The following is a 22,628-nucleotide window of genomic DNA, read 5'->3' as shown; positions in this document are numbered from 1 at the left end:
GTGGGGGCTCTCCCTCGCTCGGCTCGGGGCCATGGCGGGGGGAGGCGGGCAGGCGGGCACCCGTACGCGCGGGCGCGCCGCGTCCACCGGCCCACTCCGCGAGGCCCGGACGTCTGTGACACCCGGAACGGACGGACCGGGTGCGCTGCCGGCAGGTCCTCGGACTCGCTCCGTACGAAGAACGAAACCTCACGAAGCACACCGTTGCGGGACAGTTCCGGATTCGCGCCGGATTTCCCTGCGTCGACAGCGAGGACGAGCATACATGTGGGGGGCGCCGCTCATTGCACCCCCCACATGTTGTGTCGGTCCCGGGAGTTACAACTCCAGGGCGTACGTGCGCAGCGAGTGATCGGGGACCGGCTCCCAGTCCCGCTCGGGGGTGCGGACGAAGCCGAGCCGCTCGTAGATCCGGTGCGCGGAGACCATCAGACCGGCCGTGGAGAGCACCAGCCGCGCACACCCGGGAAGGGCCCGCGCCCGGTCCACGCAGGCGCGGACGAGGGCCTCTCCGACGCCCCTGCCGCGCGCCGCCGGAGCGACCACGAGCATCCGGAACTCGGCCTCGCCGGGGACAGCGATGTCCGCCCAGGGGGTGCCGCCGGGGGCGAAGGTGACCCCGCCGACGATCCCGCCGTCGGCGTCGACGGCGACGAGCACCTCGCTCTCGCGGGCCCGGCGGGCCGTGTCGCGGAGCACGTCCAGGTAGAAGTCGTCCTCTCCGTGCAGCAGCAGCCCGTCATTCAGATAGGTGAACCCGGTGAGGTCGCCGAGCTGCTCGTACTCCTCGGGCCGTACCGCCCTGATCGTGAAGTCCATGCCCGCCAGTCTGCCGCGCCCGGTCATGCGGAGGGGCCCGGGTTTCTCCTGGTGAGATCCCGGGCCCCTCTTCGACGTGTCCGTGGGTCAGTGCGCTCCGGCGCCGACCTTCGGGAGGTCGCGGACACCGGCGTCGCCCGCGTCCGCCGTGTAGTCCTCCGGGGAGGTCTCGTCGACGCCCTCGGGGGCCTTGACGGCCTTGAGGACGAAGGTCAGGACGACCGTGACGAGGACGTTGAGCACGAAGGAGGTGAGGCCGATGTAGCCGATCTCGCCGATGCCCGGGATCTCGGCGGCCGAGCCGCCGAAGTGCTTCTGGGTCGGGCTGGCGACGCCGTACGCGGCGGCCGTGCCGTAGACCATGCCGACGGCCCAGCCGGCGAGCAGCGCCCAGCGGTGGAACCAGCGGGTGAACAGGCCGCCGACCAGGGCCGGGAAGGTCTGCAGGATCCAGATGCCGCCGAGCAGCTGGAAGTTGATGGCGACCGTCTTGTCCATGGTGAGGACGAAGATGAGGGCGCCGACCTTCACCAGGAGGGAGACCAGCTTGGAGACCTTGGTCTCCTGCTCGGGGGTCGCGTCCTTCTTGATGAAGTCCTTGTAGATGTTGCGGGTGAAGAGGTTGGCCGCGGCGATCGACATGATCGCGGCCGGGACGAGCGCGCCGATGCCGATCGCGGCGAACGCGACGCCCGCGAACCAGTCCGGGAACATGTCCTCGAAGAGCTGCGGGATGGCGAGCTGGCCGTTCTTGACCTTGATGCCGGCGGCGATCGCCATGAAGCCGAGCAGCGCGAGCAGGCCCAGCATCAGCGAGTACAGCGGCAGGATCGTGGTGTTGCGGCGGATGACGTTGCGGCTCCGGGACGACAGGGTCGCCGTGATGGAGTGCGGGTACATGAAGAGCGCGAGCGCCGAGCCGAGCGCCAGCGTCGCGTACGTCCACTGGCCGGCCTCGCCGGGCACGAGCGCGCCGCGCGGCTTGCCGGTCGCCGGGTTGATCGTCTTGTACGCCTCGGCCGCCTTGCCGAAGATCTCGTCGAAGCCGCCGAGCTTGATCGGGATGTAGATGATCGCCACCGCGATGACGATGTAGATCAGCGTGTCCTTGACGAACGCGATGAGCGCGGGCGCGCGCAGGCCGGACGAGTAGGTGTACGCGGCGAGCACGCCGAACGCGATGAGCAGCGGCAGGTCCTTCACGAACCAGTTGGTGTCCTCGCCGCCGCCCACGCCCATCACGTCCAGGACGGCCTGGATGCCGACGAGCTGGAGCGCGATGTACGGCATGGTGGCGAGGATGCCGGTGACGGCCACCGCGAGCGACAGGCCCTTGGAGCCGAAGCGGCCGCGCACGAAGTCGGAGGTGGTGACGTATCCGTGCTTGTGCGAGACCGACCAGAGGCGCGGCAGGAAGGTGAAGATGAGCGGGTACACGAGGATCGTGTACGGGACGGCGAAGAAGCCGGCCGCGCCCGCCGTGTAGATGGCGGCGGGGACGGCGACGAAGGTGTACGCCGTGTAGAGGTCGCCGCCGAGCAGGAACCAGGTCACCCAGGTGCCGAACGACCGGCCGCCCAGGCCCCATTCGTCGAGGCTGTGCTCGTTCTCGGCCTTGCGCCAGCGCGCGGCGAGGAAGCCCATGACCGTGACGGCCAGGAAGAAGAAGACGAAGACGCCGAGCGCCACGCCGTTCACGCCGTCCTTCATCGCGCGTCACCTCCCTTGCGGGCGCGCTGGTCCCGCTGCCACAGCTTGTACGCGAGCATGGTGAGGGCCGTGGAGATCAGCACCCAGAGCATCTGGTACCAGTAGAAGAACGGGATTCCGGCGAAGAGCGGTTCGACCTTCGCGTACGAGCTCACCCAGAGCATCGCCACGAACGGGGCGAACAGGCAGAGCGCGATCACCACCCGCAGGGGGGTGATGGTCGGTTGTTTCCCTTGTGTCACATCTGACGCTTCTGGCATGGCGATTCCGTCCCCTCGCTGATCACCTCGGTAATGCTGGGGAAATCTAGGGGACGGTTCTCGTGCTGGGAACCCCCGTCCGCATAACGGATGGGACTTTGTCGGAGCCGGCCTCGAAGACGGCCTTTTTCGCCCGGGAAATGCCGAACGGCCGCACCGGTGGGGTGCGGCCGTTCGTCTCGTACGGGAAGCTCCGTACGGGAAGTCCCGTACGCGTAGTTCAGTCGTTGGGGCGCTGGAGGCGGGCGACGAACTTGTACCGGTCGCCCCGGTAGACGGACCGGACCCACTCGACCGGCTCGCCCTGGGCGTCCAGGGAGTGGCGGGAGAGCATCAGCATCGGCAGGCCGACGTCGGTGCCGAGCAGTCCGGCCTCGCGCGGGGTGGCGAGGGAGGTCTCGATGGTCTCCTCGGCCTCGGCGAGGTGCACGTCGTAGACCTCGGCGAGGGCCGTGTACAGCGAGGTGTACTTCACCAGCGAGCGGCGCAGGGCGGGGAAGCGCTTCGCCGACAGGTGGGTGGTCTCGATCGCCATCGGCTCGCCGCTCGCCAGCCGGAGCCGCTCGATGCGGAGCACCCGGCCGCCGGCCGAGATGTCGAGCAGCCCGGCGAGGGTGTCGTCGGCCGTGACGTACCCGATGTCGAGGAGCTGGGAGGTGGGCTCCAGGCCCTGGGCCCGCATGTCCTCGGTGTACGAGGTGAGCTGGAGGGCCTGGGAGACCTTCGGCTTGGCCACGAAGGTGCCCTTGCCCTGGATGCGTTCGAGGCGGCCCTCGACGACCAGCTCCTGGAGCGCCTGGCGCACGGTGGTGCGCGAGGTGTCGAACTCGGCGGCGAGGGTCCGCTCCGGCGGGACCGGTGTGCCGGGCGGCAGGGTCTCCGTCATGTCGAGCAGGTGCCGCTTCAGTCGGTAGTACTTGGGCACGCGCGCGGTACGGGTGGCGATCCCGCCCTCTGTCTCCGTGCTGCCCCCGTCCGTGGTCATGGCCTGCCTTCCCGACTCCTGTGCTGCTGCCGTCACCGGCTCCTCCGAATGTCGCGGCTCACATGGTGGCACGCTTCGTGTGCCATCACGTCTTCTCCTGCCGATATGTGCCGGTTCGGCGAGGAGGAGTCGTCCTCCTGCTTCTTATACACCGAGAGATCCCTCGTTGGTCTAGGCCATTCGGAGGGAGAGGAGCGCCCTTGCGCCGGGTGCGGCCGTCGCCGTCCGCGCGGGTCGTCGGAACGGTGAAGTGCCGGGTCCTCACGGTGCGTACGGGGCTGTCGGGGGTGGCCGGATGAGGTGAGGTGTCGGTCCGATAACGGACGCCGTTACCCCTCTTGCACACCCTTGACACCCCAAAAGGTCTAGGCCAAGCTCCCGGTACTGGTCTAAACCATTAAAGACCAGGTCCCAGCCCCACGAGCATTACCCGACGTATGTCTTCGCGCGGTGGGCAGGGGGGTTGCAGGCATCCCTGAGGAGGGTGGCGTGAAGCGCAAGCTCATCGCGGCGATCGGTGTCGCGGGCATGATGGTCTCCATCGCGGCGTGTGGTGGTTCCGACAAGGGCGGCGACAAGGCCGCCGGCGGCAACGACGCCAAGGAGCTCACCGTCTGGCTGACGGTCGACGCCCAGAACAACTGGCCCGAGCTGGTCAAGGCCGCCGACGACGCGGTGACCAAGAAGCACCCGGGCATCAAGATCAACCACGAGTACTACGGCTGGCCGGACAAGAACACCAAGCTCGACGCGGTGCTCGCCACGGACAAGGCCCCGGATGTTGTCGAGATGGGCAACACCGAGATGATCAGCTACATGGCCAAGGGTGCCTTCGCCGAGGTCGACGCGTCGAAGTTCGAGAACTCCGACAAGTGGCTCGACGCCCTCAAGGACTCGGTCACCTACAACGGCAAGACCTACGGCGTCCCCTACTACGCCGGTGGCCGCGTCGGCACCTGGCGCAAGGACATCGCCGCCGAGGCGGGCGTCAAGGCCGCCCCGAAGACCTGGGCCGAGCTGACCGCCGCCCTCGACGCCATCCAGAAGAAGAAGGGCGACAAGTTCAGCGCCTGGTACCAGCCGTCGCCGGACTGGTACGCCGCGATGTCCTTCGTCTTCGACGCCGGCGGCTCCATCGCCAAGCAGGACGGCGAGACCTGGAAGGCCAACCTGTCCTCGCCGGAGTCCATCAAGGGCCTCAACGAGTACAAGAGCATCCTCGACAAGTACATGCACGGCGACAAGACGAAGGACGAGTCCGACCGTCCCGTCGTCTTCGGCCAGGGCAAGTCCGCGACGATCTTCGCCGCCGGCTGGGAGGGCGCCACCGCGGCCGACCCGAAGAGCGACAAGGTCGGCGGGCTGAAGGACAAGCTCGAGAACTTCGTGATGCCCGGCCCGTCCGGCAAGCCCCTCCCGGTCTTCCTCGGCGGCTCGGACCTGGCCATCCCGGTCAAGTCCAAGGCGCAGGGCGTCGCCGGCGAGTGGATCGCCGCCTTCACCGGCGCCGAGGGCCAGAAGGGCCTCATCGCCAAGGGCAACCTGCCCAACAACAAGGCGGACCTCGCCCCGCTGAAGAGCGACCCGGCCACCGCCGTCCCGGCGACCGCGGCCGAGCTGAGCTACTTCGTCCCGACCGCCCCCGGCTGGGGCCAGGTCGAGAAGGCCCAGATCCTCAAGACGATGCTCATCGACATCGCCAAGGGCAAGTCCGTGGAGGAGGCCGCCAAGGCCGCCGACACCGCGATCGACAAGGTCATCAACACCAAGTGACCTAGCGCAGGGCCCCGCCGCGCCGGCGGGGCCCTGCTGCCCGCACCACGAGAGGGATCGCTGAGGAGCACGGGATGAGTGCCGCAGACACAACCACCGCGAAGGTGCCGCCGGTGCGGCAATCGCCACCCTCCGGCTCCACAGCCGGTGGCCCGGGGAAGCCCGGCAAGAAGTCGGACGGCGGGGCAGGCGTCCCATGGCTGCTGCTCGCGCCATGCCTCCTGGTGCTCCTCCTGGTCCTTGGCTATCCGCTGGCCCGGCTGGTCATCCTCTCGTTCCAGAACTTCGGGCAGCCCCAGCTGTGGGGCTTCCAGGAGGCGGAGTGGGCCGGCTTCGACAACTTCACCAAGATCCTCGGTGACGGCGAGTTCTGGACCGTCGTGCTGCGCACCGTGCTGTTCGCGGCCGGCGCCGTGATCGTCACCATGGTCCTCGGCATGATGATCGCCCTCCTGCTCCAGCGCGTCTCGGGCTGGGTCAAGACGCTGATCAACATCGTGCTCGTGGCGAGCTGGGGCATGCCCATCATCGTCGCCACCGCCATCTTCAAATGGCTCTTCGACGCCGACTACGGCGTGCTCAACTGGCTGCTCAGCCGCATCCCCGGCGTCGACATGATCGGCCACAACTGGTTCGCCAGCGGCCCACAGGGCCTCGCCGTGATCATGCTGCTCGTCGTCTGGGGCGCCGTCCCCTTCGTCGTCATCACCCTGAGCGCCGGCCTCACGCAGGTGCCCAAGGAGCTCGAAGAGGCCGCCCGCCTCGACGGAGCGGGCGCCTGGGGCGTCTTCCGCTTCGTCACGCTGCCCATCCTCAAGCCCATCATCGTCATGCTGACCACGCTGTCGGTGATCTGGGACATGGGCGTCTTCCCGCAGGTCTACGTGATGCGCAACGGCCACCCCGAGCCCGAGTTCCAGCTCCTCACCACGTACTCCTTCGACCGGGCGTTCGTCGTCAACGACTACGGCACCGGCTCCGCGATCGCGCTCGTCACGGTCCTGCTGCTGCTCGGCGTCGTCGCCGTCTACATGCGCCAGATGCTCAAGATCGGAGACGTGGAGTGAGCGCCGCCAACGCCACGGCAGCCCCGGCCGAGTCGCCGGCCCCCGCCGTCACCCACCGCCGCAAGTCCAAGCTCGGCTGGAACCTCCTCGGCCTGCTCGTCGTCCTCACGGCCGGCTTCCCGGTCTACTGGATGATCAACACGGCCTTCAAGCCGGCCAAGGACGCCATCGACCCGGACCCGCACTTCTTCCCGTCGACCTTCACGCTGGAGAACTTCAAGCGCGCCCTCGACATCGCGGACTTCTGGGGCCCCGTCGGCCGCAGCCTCGTCGTCTCGCTCGTCGTGGTCGTCATCGGCATCGCGGTCGGCCTGCTCGCCGCCCTCGCGATCTCCCGCTTCTCCTTCCGCGGACGCAAGGCCGTCATCGTCGGCATCCTCGCCGTCCAGATGGTCCCGCTCGTCGCCATGATCATCCCGGTCTTCCTGCTGCTCAACGACCTCGGGCAGTACGACAGGCTCAGCGGGCTGATCATCACCTACCTGACCTTCATCCTCCCCTTCACGGTGTGGACGCTGCGCGGCTTCATCGTCAACATCCCGAAGGAGCTGGAGGAGGCGGCCATGGTCGACGGCTGCACCCGCACCAGCGCCTTCATCCGCGTCGTCTTCCCGCTGCTCGCCCCGGGCATGGTGGCCACCTCCGTCTACGCCTTCATCCAGGCGTGGAACGAGTACCTCTACGCCCTGATGCTGATGAGCCAGCAGAACCAGACGGCCACCGTCTGGCTCTCCAACTTCATCACCAAGAACGGCACCGAGTACGCACCGATGATGGCCGGCTCCACGATGATGGCCGTCCCCATCGTGATCCTCTTCCTCCTCGTCCAGCGCAAGATGGCCGCCGGCCTGACCGCCGGCGCGGTGAAGGGATAACGACTCCCCATGACCACACTCGTACACGGCTCGGACACCCTGACCCGTGACGCGCTCACGGTCCTCCAGCCCGGATTCGTCGGCACCACCGCCCCCGACTGGCTGCTCCGCCGCATCGGCGAGGGCCTGTCCTCGGTCGGCCTCTTCGGCCGGAACATCGTGGACCCCGCGCAGCTCGCCGCGCTCACCGCGCAGCTGCGCGCCGAGCGGGACGACGTCCTCGTCGCCATCGACGAGGAGGGCGGGGACGTCACCCGCCTGGAGGTCAGGCAGGGCTCGTCCTTCCCCGGCAACTACGCGCTGGGCAGCGTCGACGACGTCGAGCTCACCCGGGCCGTCGCCCGCGAGCTCGGCCGCCGGCTCGTGGAGTGCGGCGTCGACCTGAACTGGGCGCCCTCGGCGGACGTCAACTCCAACGCCGAGAACCCGGTCATCGGCGTCCGCTCCTTCGGACCGGACCCGGACCTGGTCGCCCGGCACACCGTCGCGTACGTCGACGGGCTCCAGGGCGCCGGGGTCGCGGCCTGCACGAAGCACTTCCCCGGACACGGCGACACCAACGTGGACTCCCACGACGCGCTGCCCCGGATCGATGTGGACCTCGCCACACTGCACGCCCGTGAGCTGGTACCTTTCCGCGCGGCCGTCGCCGCGGGTACCAAAGCGGTCATGAGCGCGCATATCCTGCTCTCCGCGCTCGACCCCCACCGTCCGGCCACCCTGAGCCCGCAGATCCTCACCGGTCTGCTGCGCCAGGAGCTGGGCTTCGAGGGGCTGATCGTCACCGACGGCATGGAGATGCAGGCCGTCGCGGCGACGTACGGCATCGAGCGCGGATCGGTCCTCGCCATCGCCGCGGGCGCCGACGCCATCTGCGTCGGCGGCGGGCTGTGCGACGAGGACACCGTGCTGCAACTGCGCGACGCGCTGGTGAACGCGGTACGGACCGGTGAACTGCCCGAGGAGCGGCTGGCCGACGCCGCGGCGCGCGTGCGCGCCCTGGCGGCCTGGACCCAGGCGCACCGGGCCAGGGGGGCTGTGGCGGTGCCGGGCGTGGCATCACAGGAGGGGACCGCGCCCGGCACCGACATCGGACTGGTGGCGGCCCGCCGCGCCCTGAAGGTGACCCGGGGGGAGCGGCCGTACACGCCGATGACCGGCGCCCCCTACGTGGCCGCCTTCACCCCGGTCGCGAACTTCGCGGTCGGCGACGAGACGCCCTGGGGCATCGCGGCCGAGCTGGAGCGCCTGCTGCCCGGCACGGAGACCGGCTCGTACGACGAGCCGTCCGTGGACGCCGTCCTGGCCGCGGCGGGGGAGCGGCGGATCGTCGCGGTCGTACGGGACGCCCACCGGCACCCGTGGATGATCGCGGCCCTGGACGGCCTCCTCGCGGCCCGCCCCGACACCGTGGTGGTCGAGATGGGCCTCAACGAGGCGGAGCCCCGCGGGGCCCTGCACATCGCCACGCACGGCGCGGCCCGGGTCTGCGGCCGCGCGGCGGCGGAGGCCGTGGTCGGCACCGGCGCCTGAGGGCCTTCCGTACGAGGCGCACGAGGCATACGAAGAGGAAGGGCCCCGCACCTGACCAGGTGCGGGGCCCTTCCTCTTCGGCGCCTAGATGCCCTGCCAGGCGGGCTTGGCGGCGAACGTCTGGCGGAAGTAGTCCGCGAGCTTCAGCTTGGAGGCGGCCGCCTCGTCCACGACCACCGTGGCATGCGGGTGCAGCTGGAGCGCGGAGGCCGGCACGAGCGCCGCCACCGGGCCCTCGACGGTCTGCGCCACGGCCTCGGCCTTGCCCTCGCCGGTGGCGAGCAGCACCAGGTGGCGGGCCTCCAGGATGGTGCCGATGCCCTGGGTGATGACGTGGTGCGGGACCTGCTCGATGTCGTCGTCGAAGAAGCGGGCGTTGTCGACCCGGGTCTGCTCGGTGAGCGTCTTGATCCGGGTGCGGGAGGCGAGCGAGGAGCACGGCTCGTTGAAGCCGATGTGCCCGTCGGTGCCGATGCCGAGGATCTGCAGGTCCACGCCGCCGGCCTCGGTCAGCGCCCTGTCGTACGCCTCGCAGGCCGCCTGGACGTCCTCGGCGGAGCCGTCGGGGCCCATGAAGGCCTCCGGGGAGAGCCCGAGCGGCTCGACGACCTGGCGGAGCACGGTGGAGCGGTACGACTCCGGGTGCCCGGCGGGCAGGCCGACGTACTCGTCCAGCTGGGCGATCCGCGCCCGGGAGGCGTCCACGGCGCCGGCCTTCACCTGGGCGACGAGGGCGTCGTAGATCGGGATCGGGGTCGAGCCCGTGGCCACGCCGAGCAGCGCGTCGGGCTTGCGGCGCAGGAGGTCGGCGATGCCGTCCGCGATGAGCTCGCCGCCGGCCTTGGCGTCCTTGACGATGACAACTTCCACGCTGTGCCTGCCGATCTGGTGAGGGTCCGGTGGTATAGACCAATCTAGGAGTAAATCTAGCAGAGGGGAGCCCTCCCGCTCATGCCGTTCACGGGGTCGTCCCGCCCTCTGGGACGGCGCTCGGGGCGGCGCTCTTCTCATCGTCGGCCGCTGCCGTACGGGGAGCCACCCGGGGCCGGGGGAGGGGCGCCGGGGCGCGGGGGCGGGGCGCGGAAAGGCCCCGGAAAGACCCGCGGGCCGCGGCGCCCGGCGGGACCCTCAGCCCGCCCGGCACCGCAGCCCGGAGTTGCCCGGCCGAGGGTGTGCGGTCCCGCGGCCGTGTGGGAGGTCTCGGCGCAGTCAGGGCAGAGAGCGCCGGTTCCTCGTCCATCCTCCTGTGCGGGGAGGATGGAGGTTCTGTTGCGTTCATTGTGGACTAGACCATTCTTGTCTGTCCATCCATGGGAACGCGGTCCTTCCCGGCCCATCCTCCAACACGGAGCCCCTGAGATCCAGGTTCACCGCCCCTGTAATTCCGCAGGTACGCTCGCACCGTGCCCTCCATGAACGACCTCGTCCGCCAGCACACCGCCCTGAGCGACTCCGACCTCGAGTGGCTCCATCTGCTGGTGTCGGAGTGGCAGCTGCTCTCCGACCTCTCCTTCGCCGACCTCGTGCTCTGGGTCCCGACCCTCGACGGCACGCGGTACGTCTCCGTCGCCCAGATGCGGCCCAACACCGGCCCCACCTCCTACCAGGACGACATGGTCGGCCACCTGGTGCCGCGCGGCCGCCGCCCGCTGCTCGACGCCGCCCTCGACGAGGGCCGGATCGTCCGCGAGGGCGACCCGGAGTGGCGCGAGGAGGTCCCGGTGCGGGTCGAGTCCATCCCCGTGCGCCGCGAGGGCCGGGTCCTCGGCGTCATCGCCCGCAACACCAACCTGCTGACCGTCCGCACCCCCTCCCGTCTGGAGCTCACCTACCTCCAGTCGGCCTCCGACCTCGCCCAGATGATCGCCGCCGGAACGTTCCCCTTCCCCGGCGAGCAGGTCGACATGGACTCCTCGCCGCGCGCCGGCGACGGCCTCGTCCGCCTCGACGCCGAGGGCGTCGTCCAGTACGCCTCGCCGAACGCCCTCTCCGCGTACCACCGGCTCGGCCTCGCCGCCGATCTCGTCGGCCAGGACCTCGGCCAGATCACCGCCGAGCTCGCCCCCTCCCGGGGGCCGGTGGACGAGGCCCTGGTCAAGCTGGCCTCCGGCTACGCGCCCCGCGAGTTCGAGGTGGAGGGCAACGGCGGGGTGATCCAGCTCCGTGCGATCCCGCTCAAGCCCAAGGGCAGCCGCATCGGTTCGCTCGTCCTCCTCCGGGACGTCACCGAACTGCGTCGCCGCGAGCGCGAGTTGATCACCAAGGACGCCACCATCCGGGAGATCCACCACCGGGTGAAGAACAACCTCCAGACGGTGGCCGCGCTGCTCCGCCTCCAGGCCCGCCGGATGGACTCCGACCGCGGCCGCGAGGCCCTCAACGAGGCCGTGCGGCGCGTCGGTTCGATCGCCATCGTCCACGAGACGCTGTCCCAGAACCTGGACGAGCGGGTGCAGTTCGACGAGATCGCCGACCGGGTCATCGCGATGGTCGCCGAGATCTCCCCGGGCAAGGTCACCTGCCGGCGCAACGGCCGCTTCGGCATCCTCGACGCCGAGGTCGCCACCCCGCTCTCCATGGTCCTCACCGAGATCCTGCAGAACGCGCTGGAACACGCCTTCGCCCAGGGGGAGCAGGGCACGGTCGAGGTCAGCGCCGTCCGCGGCGAGACCCGGGCGGACGCCCGCCTCCTGATCACGGTCCAGGACGACGGCCGCGGCCTGCCCGAGGGTTTCGACCCGCAGCGGGCCGGCAACCTCGGCCTCCAGATCGTGCGGACCCTGGTGGAGGGGGAGTTGGGCGGTTCCTTCGACATGCTGCCGGGCGCCGGGCGCGGCACGAAGGTGGTCCTCGACATTCCCGTACGGCCGCAGAAGTGAAGTGCCGCAGGAATAAAGCGCCTTAGGAACAAGGCGAGTTCACAGCAGCGAGCCCCGGACCGAAGGGAATTCGGTCCGGGGCTCGAATGCTGTGGGTTACTGCTGCGCGCTGCGGCTCGGGGCGGTGATTGCGTACGCGGTGTACGCGCCGCTTGCCTCAGGCTGTGCAGGTGGCTCAGGCGCTGGCGTTACGCGCCCGGTTGCGAGCGGCACGGCGCTTCATGGCGCGGCGCTCGTCCTCGCTGAGGCCACCCCAGACGCCGGAGTCCTGGCCGGACTCGAGCGCCCACTGCAGGCACTGCTCCATGACGGGGCAGCGGCGGCAGACGGCCTTGGCTTCCTCGATCTGCAGCAGCGCAGGACCGGTGTTGCCGATGGGGAAGAACAGCTCGGGGTCTTCCTCACGACAAACGGCGTTGTGACGCCAGTCCATGGCTGCTACCTCTCTCAGTGTTACGTGCGAGTTGCTTGTGAATGTGAACGCTTTCACGAATCCCTCCGCAAGGGAAGGGCCGACTGCCAGTTGCACTGGTGTGGTCCTGTTGCTTGGGGTGGGGTTCTGGCTCTCAGTGGAGGCCGGTGTTGCGGGCCGTCCCGATCGCCAAGAAGAGACTCCCAAACCCCAGGGGCGGATACAACCCCTTCCGGAAAGTTTTTTTTGATTCCTCGGTGTCGGCTAGGTCACAGCCGTACTTCTAAGGGGTGGATGCGCGCCTAAACGTTCGAGTGAAAGGACTTTGGGCCCTTCCACTCACACAATCACACGCAGTGCACGGCGTACGCCTGTGAACGTCACGCTCGTACGCAGTCCGAGGTGGTCTCCGTCCATCTGTAGAGGGAGGGGAACCTTCGAATGCAAGGTGAAGTCGGTCAGATCGTGCAGAGACACGGCATGCTTGCCGCGAGGGCCCCGCTCCGGGGTCGAAGTGAGCAGCTGGGTGGCGTAGCGGGCCACCGCCGGAGTGGAGAGCCGGCGCAGTCCGAGCACGTCGAGCGCGGTCTCGAAGGAGGCCTCCGGGGACGCGTACACCGGACGATTGCCCAGGTAGGTCCAGGGGGAGGTGTTGCAGATTATGGAGAGGACCAGATCCTCCACCGGCTCCTCGCCGGGGCGCTCCAGGGTGATCGTGCCGTGGCGGCGGTTCGGCTCCTCCAGGAACTGGCGCACCACCTGGCGCAGATAGAGGGCATGGGTCGATCTCTTTCCGCGCTCGCGCTGCTGTTCGACCCGGCCGATGACGCTCGCGTCGAAGCCGAGACCGGCACAGAAGGTGAACCAGCGTTCGGGTACGGACTCGTCCTCCGTGCCCGGCGTCCCGGACGCGAGCCCGAGGCTCACCGTCCGTGTCCGCCGCTCACGCAGCGCGTCGAGCAGGGCGCCGGTCGCCTCCACGGCGTCGTTCGGCAGTCCGAGGGCGCGGGCGAAGACATTGGTCGAGCCGCCGGGGACGACCGCGAGACCGGGCAGCCGGTCCGGATCGGGTCCCTCGTGCAGCAGTCCGTTGACGACCTCGTTCACCGTGCCGTCCCCGCCGAGGGCCACGACCAGGTCGATGTTCCCGGCCTCGGCGGCCTGCCGCCCCAGGTCGCGGGCGTGCCCGCGGTACTCGGTGGTGACCGCCTCCAGCTTCATCTCACTGGCCAGCGCGTGGATGAGCACATCGCGGGTACGGGCGCTCGTGGTGGTGGCTGCCGGGTTGACCACGAGGAGTGCGCGCATGACCGCCAGCGTACCTACCCGGCGGTACCGGGCCCAGTCCGGGCCGATCCGCGGACACCTCCGACGGGGCCGGGGCCCGGCCCCGCATCCCCGGCCCTCCCCGTTACGCTGCCCTGCATGAGCAGTACGGAGCAGACCCCCCGCCCCGCCCGCCTGGCCGCGGCAGCGGGCGTGACCCTCGTCGAGGCCCTCGGGCTCCTCGCCGGAGGCATCTACATGCTGGTGCGCGTCCTCGCCGACGGGGGAGACGTCACCAGCGGGGCGACGGGCGGTGTGACCGTGATCGCACTGGGACTGATCCCGCTCGCCGCCGCCCGCGGCCTGTGGAAGATGCGCTCCTGGAGCCGCGGGCCGGCCGTGATCACCCAGATCCTCGCCCTGCCGGTCGCCTGGCAGATGCTCCAGACCGACGGCGTGATCCCCTACGGGATCGCCCTCGCCGCCCTCGCCGTGACCGGTCTCGTCCTCCTGGTGAACCCGGCCACGACCGAGGCGCTCGGCATCAGGCGCCCCGGTCAGGGCGCCTGAGGGACTACTCCTCCACGAGGAGCTTCTCCCGCAGCTGTGCCAGGGTCCGGGCCAGCAGCCGGGAGACGTGCATCTGGGAGATGCCCACCTCCTGCGCGATCTGCGACTGCGTCATGTTCCCGAAGAAGCGAAGCAGCAGGATCCGCTTCTCCCGGGGCGGCAGGTCCTCCAGGAGCGGCTTGAGCGACTCGCGGTACTCGACCCCCTCCAGGGCCTCGTCCTCCGCGCCCAGCGTGTCCGCCACCGCCGGCGACTCGTCGTCGGTGTCCGGGACGTCCAGGGAGAGCGTCGAGTAGGCGTTGGCCGACTCCAGCCCCTCCAGGACCTCCTCCTCGGAGATCCCCAGCCGCTCCGCCAGCTCGTGCACCGTCGGCGAGCGGCCGTGCAGCTGGGAGAGCTCCGCCGTCGCCGTGGTCAGCGAGAGCCGCAGCTCCTGGAGCCGGCGCGGCACCCGGACCGCCCACCCCTTGTCGCGGAAGTGGCGCTTGATCTCGCCGACGACCGTCGGCGTCGCGTACGTGGAGAACTCCACCCCGCGCTCCGGGTCGAAGCGGTCGACCGACTTGATCAGGCCGATCGTCGCCACCTGCGTCAGGTCGTCCAGCGGCTCGCCGCGGTTGCGGAAGCGCCGGGCCAGGTGCTCCACCAGCGGCAGGTGCATGCGCACCAGCCGGTTGCGCAGCTCCGCCTTCTCCGGGGAGCCCTCGGGCAGCTCGCGCAGCTCGATGAAGAGGGCGCGGGCGCCGCTGCGGTCGTGCGGGTCCGGGACGGCGCCGTCCTCGCCGCCGTCCTCGGACTTCTCCGCCGCCCCGGCGGCCCCGGTCGCCCCGGCGTCGTCGGGCGTCGGCGCCTCGGGGGCCTCCGCGGCCCCCGGTGTCTCGGGAACCTCGGGGTGCTGCTCGTGCTCGCTCATCTGGTCCGCCTGCTCCGTAGCGACCCTGTTCGGCCGCGCCTGCTGCTCAGGGATGCCGGCCGTCGCGTCCCCGCTCCTCACGCCGGGCCTGGCCCCGCGCCGCGCTGTTTGTACAGGCTGATCGAGACCGTACGGTCCTCGGCCACCGACGACTCCACCTTCCCGGCCAGCGCCGACAGCACGGTCCACGCGAAGGTGTCCCGCTCGGGCGCCCTGCCGTCGGTCGTCGGGGCGGAGACGGTCACGTCGAGGGAGTCGTCGACCAGCCGGAAGACACAGCTGAGGACGGACCCCGGCACGGCCTGCTGGAGCAGGATGGCGCAGGCCTCGTCGACGGCGATCCGCAAGTCCTCGATCTCGTCGAGGGTGAAGTCCAAGCGCGCCGCGAGACCGGCCGTGGCCGTACGCAGCACGGACAGATAGGCACCCGCAGCGGGCAGCCGGACTTCCACGAAGTCCTGGGTCCCGGGCTCGCCTGCGATCTGGGACACCCTCACCTCCAAGGTGGCACAAGCTCATTCGGGGTCCGGGGGCAGAGACCTCCGGACCGGGCGGTACGCAGGGAGCCTGCGCGGTCCGCCGTGACGCTATCGCGATCCATCCTGCCCTGTCGCCGCGAGCCCTGAAGACCAGGTGATCCCCCGCCGCCGGCAGCCGCGGAGAACCCGCGGAGGGGTGACGTACCCAGCCGTAGGACGGTCGAACCGTCCGGGCCGCACCCGCCCGTCAGACGATCGAACCGTCGACGAAGCACCAGCGCCAGGCCTCGCCCGGCTCGAAGGTCCGCATCACCGGGTGCCCGGTCGTGGAGAAGTGCCCCGTCGCGTGCCGCCCCGCCGAGGAGTCGCAGCAGCCCACGTGCCCGCAGGTCAGACAGAGCCGCAGCTGGACCGGGTGCGTGCCGTCGGCCAGGCACTCGGGGCAGGTGTCGGCCAGCGGGGCCGGTTCGGGGCGCGGCATTTCGGCTACGTGCGGGCACTCGCTCATGATGGCCAGGTTACGTTGCGGCACGGGACGGGGTCGGGGAATGGACGCACTTCAGCTGGTGGGACTGGTGGCGGTGAGCGCCGCCGTGGCGGGGTTCGCCCGCCGGAGCCCCGTGCCCGCCCCGCTGCTCCTGGTCGCCGTCGGCCTCGCCGCCTCGTACGTGCCGGGGGTCCCCGACTACACCCTCGACCCGCACGTCGTGCTGCCGCTGATCCTGCCCCCGCTCCTCTACACGGCCGCCGTGGAGTCCTCCTACCTCGACCTGCGGGCCAACATCAGGCCCGTGGCGCTGCTCTCCGTCGGGTACGTCCTCTTCGCCACCGTGGCCGTGGGCTGGCTCGCGTACGTCCTCGTGCCCGACCTGCCGCTCACCGCCGCGCTCGTGCTCGGCGCCGTGATCGCCCCGCCGGACGCGGTCGCCGCCACCGCCATCGCCCGCAGGCTGGGCCTGCCGAACCGGATCACCACGATCCTCCAGGGCGAGTCCCTCGTGAACGACGCCACCGCGATCACCGCGTACAAGGTCGCCCTCGCGGCCGCCGTCGGCGCGGGCGTCAGCTGGGCCGGCGGCCTGGGGGAGTTCGTCCTGGCCGCGGTCGGCGGCATCGGCGTCGGCCTGGTCCTCATGGTGCCGATCCACTGGCTCCGCACCCACCTCACCGAGGCCCTGCTCCAGAACACCCTCTCCCTGCTCATCCCGTTCATCGCGTACGCCGCCGCCGAGGAGGTCGGCGCCTCCGGGGTCCTCGCCGTCGTCGTGGTCGGCCTCTTCCTCGGCCACAAGGCCTGGAAGGTCGACTTCGCCACCCGGCTCCAGGAGGAGGCCGTCTGGAAGATGGTCGCCTTCGTCCTGGAGTCCTCCGTCTTCGCCCTGATCGGCCTCCAGCTGCCGTACGTCGTCAAGGGGCTCGGCCGGTACGGCATGGGCGAGGCGGCCTGGTACGCGGTCGGGGTCTTCGTCGCCGTGGTCGTCGTCCGCTTCGTCTGGGTCTACCCGGCGACCTTCCTGCCCCGCTGGATGTCCGCGGGCATCCGGGAGCGGGAGCCCGAGGTGGACTGGCGGGCGCCGCTCGTCGTCGGCTGGGCCGGCATGAGGGGCGTGGTCTCGCTGGCCATCGCCTTCTCCATCCCCGTGGTCACCGACGGGGTGGAGTTCCCGGCCCGCAACCTCGTCCTGTTCCTCACCTTCACCACCGTGATCGGCACCCTCGTGGTGCAGGGCCTCACCCTGCCGCCCCTCATCCGGCTCCTGAAGCTCCCCGGACGCGACCGGTACACCGAGACCCTCGCCGAGGCGCAGGCCCAGAGCGAGGCCTCCAGGGCCGCCGAGGAACGCCTCGACGCGCTCCTCGCCGACGAGCGCAACGCCCTGCCGAAACCCCTCGCCGACCGGCTGCGCACGGTCATGGAACGGCGCCGCAACTCCGTCTGGGAACGCCTCGGCGCGGTCAACGAGGTCACCGGGGAGACCGTGGACGACACCTACCGCCGCCTCTCGCGCGAGATGATCGACGCCGAACGCGAGGTCTTCGTCCGGCTGCGCGACGCCCGCCGGATCGACGACGAGATGATGCGCACCCTGCTCCGCCGCCTCGACCTGGAGGAGGCGGCGGCGTACCGCGAGACCGATTAGGGCGCGCCCGTGATCACGGCGGCGAGCCGGGTGCCCGGAGGGAAGGCGCCCTCCTCCGCGAGGGCCGTCAGGCCGTACAGCATTTTGGCGACATACAGCCGCTCGATGGCGAGTCCGTGCCGCGCCTCGAAGTCCTGTGCGAAGGACTCCAGGGCAGGGGGCACGCGCGCGTAGCCCCCGCCGTGGAAGCGCTCGTCCAGGGTCCAGTCGCCGCGCGGCCCGCCGAAGGCCGTCTCCTGGAGGGCGCGGACCTCCCCGCCGAGGAAGCCGCCCCTGAGCACCGGGACGCCGAGGGTCCGGCCCTCGAATCCGGCCGCGAGCCCCGCCAGGGTGCCGCCCGTGCCGCAGGCGACCGCGGCGACGTCGGCGAGGCCGGCGAGCTCGCGACCCAGCTCCACGCACCCGTGGACGGCGAGCGCGTTGCTGCCGCCCTCCGGGACCACGTACGCGCCCGCGGGGGCCCGTTCCAGGAGCCCCGCGAGCGTGCCCGGGTCGTTCTTCGCGCGGTACGTGGCCCGGTCCACGAACTCCAGCCGCATCCCGTCCGCCGCGCAGCGCGCGAGCGAGGGGTTGAGCGGCCGCCCGGCCAGCTCCTCGCCCCGGACCACCCCCACCGTCGGGAAGCCGAGCAGCCGCCCGGCGGCGGCCGTCGCCCGCAGGTGGTTGGAGTACGCCCCGCCGAAGGTGAGCACGGGCCGGCCTGCCGCCTCGCGCAGGTTCAGCGCGAGCTTGCGCCACTTGTTCCCCGGCAGGTCCGGGTGGATGAGGTCCTCGCGCTTCAGGAGCAGCACGAGGCCGCGCCGGGCGAAGCGCTCGTCCTCCACCGGCTCCAGGGGCGAGGGGAGCCGGGGCCGCAGACGGGAGAGGTCGAACGCGTTCACCCGGTCATTGTGGGCCCCGCCGCGGGGCCAGGGCGCCCGCCCCCTAGCGCAGCAGGTCGGCGACGCGTTCCCGCATCGAGGCCATCGTGAAGCCGCGGGGGTCCACCTTGCCCGGCTGCCACTCCAGGTGGCCGATGACCGAGCGGTGTGTCCAGCCGTGCACCCGGCAGACGGCGGCGGCCGCCTTCGCGATGGCTTCCAGCTGGACCTTGGGCCAGGGGTCCTCGCCGTCGCCGAGGTTCTCGCACTCGAAGCCGTAGAAGTGCCGGTTGCCGTCCGTGGTGGCCTCGTCGTCCGGCGGCAGGCGCCGCTCGGCGATGACCGCCCGGAGGACCTCGTCGTCGCCGAGCCCCGCGTGGTTGGCGCGCCCGTAGCCGACGAGGTGGACCGTGCCGTCCTTGGCGATCACGCCGTGACAGAGGGGGCCCGGGAGGGACTCGTAACCGTCCCGGCAGATCCGGACGGTCCGGGCGGTGCCGCGGGTCACGGTGTGGTGGATCATCACGCCGTGCACCGGGCCCCAGGGGCCCTTGTGGTTGCGGTTGTGGGTGGACCAGGCGCCGACCTGGACGACCGCGAGGCCCTCGCCGCGCAGCGCGCCGAGGAACCTGCTCGCGGACATGGGTGAGCTCATGACCGACTCCTTCCGGAGGACGGGGGAGCTTCCGGAGTACCGGAGTCCGCCCCTCCGCCGCCATCCGTTCGGACCGTGTGCGAGCCGATCCGGACATATGGCCGGGAGGCGGGTGGGGCTGCGCTGTTCGGATGGAAATCGCGTGACATGCCCCGAAGATCGTCGAACAGTCCCACCCGAATGTGTAATGGCGCCGACACGTTCCGTGCTGAAAGGCTTCCTTCGCAACTCAGTCATACGAGAGGGAGTTCCATGTCCGTTGGTTCGGTTGACGGCGAGGTCCGCGCGGAGCAGCAGGCCCCGCAGCAGAGTCTCGGGACCGCCGCCGCGCGGAACCTCGCCACGACCACCAAGTCGGCCCCGCAGATGCAGGAGATCACCTCCCGGTGGCTGCTGCGGACGCTGCCGTGGGTCCAGGTGCAGGGCGGCACGTACCGGGTGAACCGGAGGCTCAGCTACTCCGTGGGTGACGGCCGCGTCACCTTCGTCCAGACCGGAGAGCGCGTCGCGGTGATCCCCGCCGAACTCGGCGAACTCCCGGCACTGCGCGGCTACGAGGACGAGAGCGCGCTGACCGAGCTCGCGGCCCGCTGCACCCAGCGGGAGTACGCGGCGGGCGAGGTCATCGCCGTGTCGGGCGCCCCCACCGACCGGGCGTACCTCCTCGCGCACGGCCGCATCGAGCAGATCGGCGAGGGCCCCTACGGCGACGAGGCCGTGCTCGGCGTCCTCGCCGACGGCGCCTACCTCGGCGAGGACGCGCTGCTCTCCGAGGACGCCACCTGGGACTGGACCGCACGCGCCGCCACCGCCTGCACGGTCCTGGAGCTCACCCGGGACGACGTGCGGAACCTCGCGGACCGGGTCGGCTCGCTCGCCGCCCACCTCGCGGGCGTGGCCTCGGCCCCCGACCGCAGCACCAACACCTACGGCGAGGCCGCCATCGACCTCTCCGCCGGCCACGTCGGCGAGGCGGTCATCCCGCACACCTACGTCGACTACGACGCCTCGCCCCGCGAGTACGAACTGAGCGTCGCCCAGACCGTGCTGAAGGTGCACAGCCGCGTCGCCGACCTCTACAACCAGCCGATGAACCAGACCGAGCAGCAGTTGCGGCTCACGGTCGAGGCGCTCCGCGAGCGCCAGGAGCACGAGCTCGTCAACAACAAGGAGTTCGGCCTCCTCGCCAACTGCGACTACGGGCAGCGGATCCAGCCGCACGACGGCGCCCCCGGCCCGGACGACATGGACGAGCTGCTCTCCCGCCGCCGGGGCTCCAAGATGTTCCTCGCCCACCCGCGCGCCATCGCCGCCTTCGGCCGCGAGCTCAACAAGCGCGGACTTGTCCCCGAGACCATCGAGATCGCCGGCAACCGCATCCCGACCTGGCGCGGCGTGCCGATCTACCCCTGCAACAAGATCCCGGTCACGGACGCCCGGACCACCTCGATCATCTGCATGCGTACCGGCGAGGCCGACCAGGGCGTGATCGGTCTGCACCAGACCGGCCTCCCCGACGAGATCGAGCCCAGCCTCTCCGTCCGCTTCATGGGCATCGACGAGCAGGCGATCATCTCCTACCTGGTCACGGCCTACTACTCGGCGGCGATCCTCGTCCCGGACGCGCTCGGTGTCCTGGAGAACGTCGAGGTCAGCCGCTGGCGCTGAGCCGTCGACGCCCGGGGGCGGGCACCGGACCCGTCCGCCCCCGGGCGCTCCCCGGCCGACCGCCGCCGACCGCCGCGAAGGATGCGAAGGAAATGACCGTGACCATGACCAGCGTGGACGCCGTAGCCGACGGCCAGGGGGCCGTGACGCTCCTGGACCGGACGCGCGCGGCCGTCAACCCCCGACTCCGCTCGACCGTCGAGTCCCTGCCGGACTCGATGCGGCGGGTGGCGATGTACCACTTCGGCTGGGAGCGCGCCGACGGCAGCCCGGACACCGCGCAGCCGGGCAAGGCGATCCGGCCCGCCCTGGTCCTCGCCGCGGCCCGCGCCCTCGGCGCCGACGAGACCCGGGCCGTGAGCGCCGCGGCGGCGGTGGAGCTCGCGCACAACTTCACGCTGCTCCACGACGACATCGTCGACGAGGACACGACCCGACGGCACCGGCCCACCGCCTGGACCGTCTTCGGCATCCCGGACGCCCTCATGGCCGGTGACGCGATGAGCGCGCTGGCCCTGCGGCTGCTCGCCGAGGACCCCCACCCCGCCTCCGCGGCGGCCTCCGCGCGCCTCGCCGCCTGCGTCATCGAGCTCTGCGCGGGCCAGCAGGCCGACTGCGCCTTCGAGCGGCGCGACCCGTGCGAGGTCTCCCTCGACGAGTGCCTGGCCATGGCCACCGCCAAGACCGGCGCCCTGCTCGGCTGCTCCTGCGCCCTCGGCGCGCTCTACGCGGGCGCGGGGGAGGAGGAGGTCGCGGCGATGGACGCCTTCGGCCGGGAGGCGGGCCTCGCCTTCCAGCTGATCGACGACCTCATCGGCATCTGGGGCGACCCGGACCGCACGGGCAAGCCGGCCGGCGCCGATCTCGTCGCCCACAAGAAGTCGCTCCCCGTGGTGGCGGCGCTCACCTCCGGCACGCCCGCGGGGGAGGAGCTGGCCGAGCTGTACTCCCGTCCGACGCTCGACGCGGCGGCGGTACGGGCGGCGGCGGACGCCGTCGAGCGGGCCGGCGGCCGCGACTGGGCGCAGGCCCAGGCGGCCGAGCGCATGGGCCGCGCCGTCGAGCACCTGGCCCAGGCGGTGCCGGACCTGGCGGCGGCGGAGGACCTGCTCGCCCTCGCGGAGTTCGTCACGCGGCGCACGCGCTGACCACGCCCCCGATCCGGGTCCTCACACGTCCGGGACGATCCGGGTGACCACGGTCTCGATCATGTCGTCAAGCTCCCGGTCGCCGAGGACCCCGGGCACGGTGAAGTGGTCGAGGAGCAGTCCGGTGAGGGCGAAGTAGAGCAGCCGGACCGTGTCCGCGTCGCCGGGCATCCCGGCGGCGAGGTGCCCCTGGATGTTCGCGTCCAGGTCGGCGCGGAGCACCTTGGTGAGCTGGGACCTCAGCTCGGGCCGGCGGACGGCTTCGAGGCGGAGCTCGAAGAGCCCGAGGTAGCAGGTGCGCTCGGCGGCGAGCCGCCGGGCGATCCAGCGCATCAGGTCGAGCAGCAGCTCCCGGCTGGGCGCGGGCCGCATGGCGGCCGCCGCGTCCTCCGGGTCCGGTGTCAGCCGGACGAAGATCCGGTCGCCGACCTGGGAGAGCAGCTGGTCCCGGTCGTTGAAGTAGTTGGACGAGGTGCCCGTGGGGACCCCCGCCCGGGCGTCGACCGCCCGGAAGGTCAGCCCGCGGGCGCCTTCGTCCGCCAAGACCTCGATCGCGGCGTCGAGCAGTGCCGTACGACGTTCCGGATTCCTCGCCACTCGAACTCCTTCGAATAA

Annotated in this window: 22 protein-coding genes and 1 riboswitch; of the genes, 9 read left to right on the top strand and 13 right to left on the bottom strand. The window is 71.0% G+C overall.

Translation table 11 applies throughout. The annotated features are described in order from the left end of the window. Window positions 1–132: 132 nt before the first annotated feature. Window positions 133–276: riboswitch (cobalamin riboswitch) on the bottom strand. 42 nt (window positions 277–318) lie between these two features. The 4 genes from ACH4TP_RS01540 to ACH4TP_RS01525 all read right to left on the bottom strand — a co-directional run bounded on the left by ACH4TP_RS01540 (window position 319) and on the right by ACH4TP_RS01525 (window position 3,774). Then, a complete protein-coding gene (locus ACH4TP_RS01540; protein ID WP_389231490.1) occupies window positions 319–819 on the bottom strand; it encodes a GNAT family N-acetyltransferase in 501 nt (166 codons plus the stop codon). An 87-nt stretch (window positions 820–906) separates the two neighbouring features. Further along, on the bottom strand, window positions 907–2,529 hold the full coding sequence (gene mctP / locus ACH4TP_RS01535; protein WP_398435186.1) for a monocarboxylate uptake permease MctP: 1,623 nt from the start codon (window positions 2,527–2,529) through the stop codon (window positions 907–909). Continuing rightward, window positions 2,526–2,789, bottom strand: coding sequence for a DUF3311 domain-containing protein (locus ACH4TP_RS01530; RefSeq protein ID WP_389231485.1), 264 nt, complete (start codon window positions 2,787–2,789; stop codon window positions 2,526–2,528). The genes mctP and ACH4TP_RS01530 overlap by 4 nt, the downstream gene beginning before the upstream one ends. Before the next feature lie 220 nt (window positions 2,790–3,009). After that, a complete protein-coding gene (locus ACH4TP_RS01525) occupies window positions 3,010–3,774 on the bottom strand; it encodes a GntR family transcriptional regulator (RefSeq protein WP_389231482.1) in 765 nt (254 codons plus the stop codon). Window positions 3,775–4,263: 489 nt separating this feature from the next. Between ACH4TP_RS01525 and ACH4TP_RS01520 the strand changes: the two genes are divergently transcribed. The 4 genes from ACH4TP_RS01520 (at window position 4,264) to ACH4TP_RS01505 (ending at window position 9,022) form a co-directional block, all read left to right on the top strand. After that, on the top strand, window positions 4,264–5,547 hold the full coding sequence (locus ACH4TP_RS01520) for an extracellular solute-binding protein (protein WP_389231479.1): 1,284 nt from the start codon (window positions 4,264–4,266) through the stop codon (window positions 5,545–5,547). 74 nt (window positions 5,548–5,621) lie between these two features. Next, window positions 5,622–6,614 (top strand): carbohydrate ABC transporter permease, encoded by a 993-nt coding sequence (locus ACH4TP_RS01515; protein ID WP_388844906.1) that lies wholly within the window; start codon window positions 5,622–5,624, stop codon window positions 6,612–6,614. Beyond that, a complete protein-coding gene (locus ACH4TP_RS01510; RefSeq protein ID WP_389231476.1) occupies window positions 6,611–7,489 on the top strand; it encodes a carbohydrate ABC transporter permease in 879 nt (292 codons plus the stop codon). Before ACH4TP_RS01515 ends, ACH4TP_RS01510 begins: the two co-directional genes overlap by 4 nt. 9 nt (window positions 7,490–7,498) lie before the next feature. Then, window positions 7,499–9,022 (top strand): glycoside hydrolase family 3 protein, encoded by a 1,524-nt coding sequence (locus tag ACH4TP_RS01505; protein ID WP_398189293.1) that lies wholly within the window; start codon window positions 7,499–7,501, stop codon window positions 9,020–9,022. A gap of 84 nt (window positions 9,023–9,106) precedes the next feature. On the opposite strand, the gene nagB is transcribed toward ACH4TP_RS01505, so the two are convergent. Beyond that, the gene (nagB, locus tag ACH4TP_RS01500) at window positions 9,107–9,892 is read right to left on the bottom strand and encodes a glucosamine-6-phosphate deaminase (RefSeq protein ID WP_389231469.1); all 786 of its coding nucleotides are present in this window, start codon (window positions 9,890–9,892) and stop codon (window positions 9,107–9,109) included. A 542-nt stretch (window positions 9,893–10,434) separates the two neighbouring features. Between nagB and ACH4TP_RS01495 the strand changes: the two genes are divergently transcribed. Further along, on the top strand, window positions 10,435–11,901 hold the full coding sequence (locus ACH4TP_RS01495; RefSeq protein WP_389231965.1) for a sensor histidine kinase: 1,467 nt from the start codon (window positions 10,435–10,437) through the stop codon (window positions 11,899–11,901). A gap of 175 nt (window positions 11,902–12,076) precedes the next feature. Here ACH4TP_RS01495 and ACH4TP_RS01490 read toward each other — a convergent pair whose 3' ends face one another. Beyond that, on the bottom strand, window positions 12,077–12,334 hold the full coding sequence (locus tag ACH4TP_RS01490; RefSeq protein WP_003953983.1) for a WhiB family transcriptional regulator: 258 nt from the start codon (window positions 12,332–12,334) through the stop codon (window positions 12,077–12,079). Between the two features lie 318 nt (window positions 12,335–12,652). Further along, window positions 12,653–13,621 carry a diacylglycerol/lipid kinase family protein gene (locus ACH4TP_RS01485; RefSeq protein ID WP_389231466.1) on the bottom strand — a complete coding sequence of 323 codons (969 nt, stop codon included), beginning with the start codon at window positions 13,619–13,621 and terminating at the stop codon, window positions 12,653–12,655. A 117-nt stretch (window positions 13,622–13,738) separates the two neighbouring features. On the opposite strand from ACH4TP_RS01485, the gene ACH4TP_RS01480 reads away from it, so the two are divergent. Next, entirely contained in the window at window positions 13,739–14,149 is a 411-nt protein-coding gene (locus ACH4TP_RS01480) for a hypothetical protein (RefSeq protein WP_398435182.1), read from the top strand. A gap of 4 nt (window positions 14,150–14,153) precedes the next feature. Here the strand turns inward: ACH4TP_RS01480 and ACH4TP_RS01475 are convergent, their stop codons facing one another. The 3 genes from ACH4TP_RS01475 to ACH4TP_RS01465 all read right to left on the bottom strand — a co-directional run bounded on the left by ACH4TP_RS01475 (window position 14,154) and on the right by ACH4TP_RS01465 (window position 16,049). Next, on the bottom strand, window positions 14,154–15,062 hold the full coding sequence (locus ACH4TP_RS01475; protein ID WP_398189289.1) for an RNA polymerase sigma factor SigF: 909 nt from the start codon (window positions 15,060–15,062) through the stop codon (window positions 14,154–14,156). 77 nt (window positions 15,063–15,139) lie between these two features. Then, window positions 15,140–15,553, bottom strand: coding sequence for an anti-sigma regulatory factor (locus ACH4TP_RS01470; RefSeq protein ID WP_015036094.1), 414 nt, complete (start codon window positions 15,551–15,553; stop codon window positions 15,140–15,142). Between the two features lie 235 nt (window positions 15,554–15,788). After that, a complete protein-coding gene (locus ACH4TP_RS01465; RefSeq protein WP_055598339.1) occupies window positions 15,789–16,049 on the bottom strand; it encodes a UBP-type zinc finger domain-containing protein in 261 nt (86 codons plus the stop codon). Between the two features lie 40 nt (window positions 16,050–16,089). Here ACH4TP_RS01465 and ACH4TP_RS01460 point away from each other — a divergent pair, with 40 nt between their 5' ends. Next, the gene (locus tag ACH4TP_RS01460; RefSeq protein ID WP_389231456.1) at window positions 16,090–17,682 is read left to right on the top strand and encodes a Na+/H+ antiporter; all 1,593 of its coding nucleotides are present in this window, start codon (window positions 16,090–16,092) and stop codon (window positions 17,680–17,682) included. Here the strand turns inward: ACH4TP_RS01460 and ACH4TP_RS01455 are convergent. Both ACH4TP_RS01455 and ACH4TP_RS01450 read right to left on the bottom strand, forming a co-directional pair. Next, the gene (locus ACH4TP_RS01455; RefSeq protein ID WP_389231453.1) at window positions 17,679–18,563 is read right to left on the bottom strand and encodes a 1-aminocyclopropane-1-carboxylate deaminase/D-cysteine desulfhydrase; all 885 of its coding nucleotides are present in this window, start codon (window positions 18,561–18,563) and stop codon (window positions 17,679–17,681) included. The genes ACH4TP_RS01460 and ACH4TP_RS01455 overlap by 4 nt on opposite strands. Window positions 18,564–18,606: 43 nt before the next feature. Then, on the bottom strand, window positions 18,607–19,197 hold the full coding sequence (locus ACH4TP_RS01450) for an N-acetylmuramoyl-L-alanine amidase (RefSeq protein ID WP_389231450.1): 591 nt from the start codon (window positions 19,195–19,197) through the stop codon (window positions 18,607–18,609). Between the two features lie 252 nt (window positions 19,198–19,449). On the opposite strand from ACH4TP_RS01450, the gene ACH4TP_RS01445 reads away from it, so the two are divergent. Both ACH4TP_RS01445 and ACH4TP_RS01440 read left to right on the top strand, forming a co-directional pair. Continuing rightward, complete coding sequence (locus ACH4TP_RS01445; protein ID WP_398189280.1) at window positions 19,450–20,865, top strand: family 2B encapsulin nanocompartment shell protein; 1,416 nt, start codon at window positions 19,450–19,452, stop codon at window positions 20,863–20,865. Window positions 20,866–20,969: 104 nt separating this feature from the next. Continuing rightward, window positions 20,970–22,013 (top strand): family 2 encapsulin nanocompartment cargo protein polyprenyl transferase, encoded by a 1,044-nt coding sequence (locus ACH4TP_RS01440; protein WP_398435763.1) that lies wholly within the window; start codon window positions 20,970–20,972, stop codon window positions 22,011–22,013. Between the two features lie 21 nt (window positions 22,014–22,034). On the opposite strand, the gene ACH4TP_RS01435 is transcribed toward ACH4TP_RS01440, so the two are convergent. Continuing rightward, window positions 22,035–22,610: a TetR/AcrR family transcriptional regulator gene (locus ACH4TP_RS01435; RefSeq protein ID WP_398435179.1), complete on the bottom strand. Its 576-nt coding sequence runs from the start codon at window positions 22,608–22,610 to the stop codon at window positions 22,035–22,037. Window positions 22,611–22,628: the final 18 nt, after the last annotated feature.

It is taken from the genome of Streptomyces sp. NPDC021012 (assembly GCF_044333355.1).
GTDB lineage: Bacteria > Actinomycetota > Actinomycetes > Streptomycetales > Streptomycetaceae > Streptomyces.
This window is presented reverse-complemented; position numbering and strand designations above follow the sequence as displayed.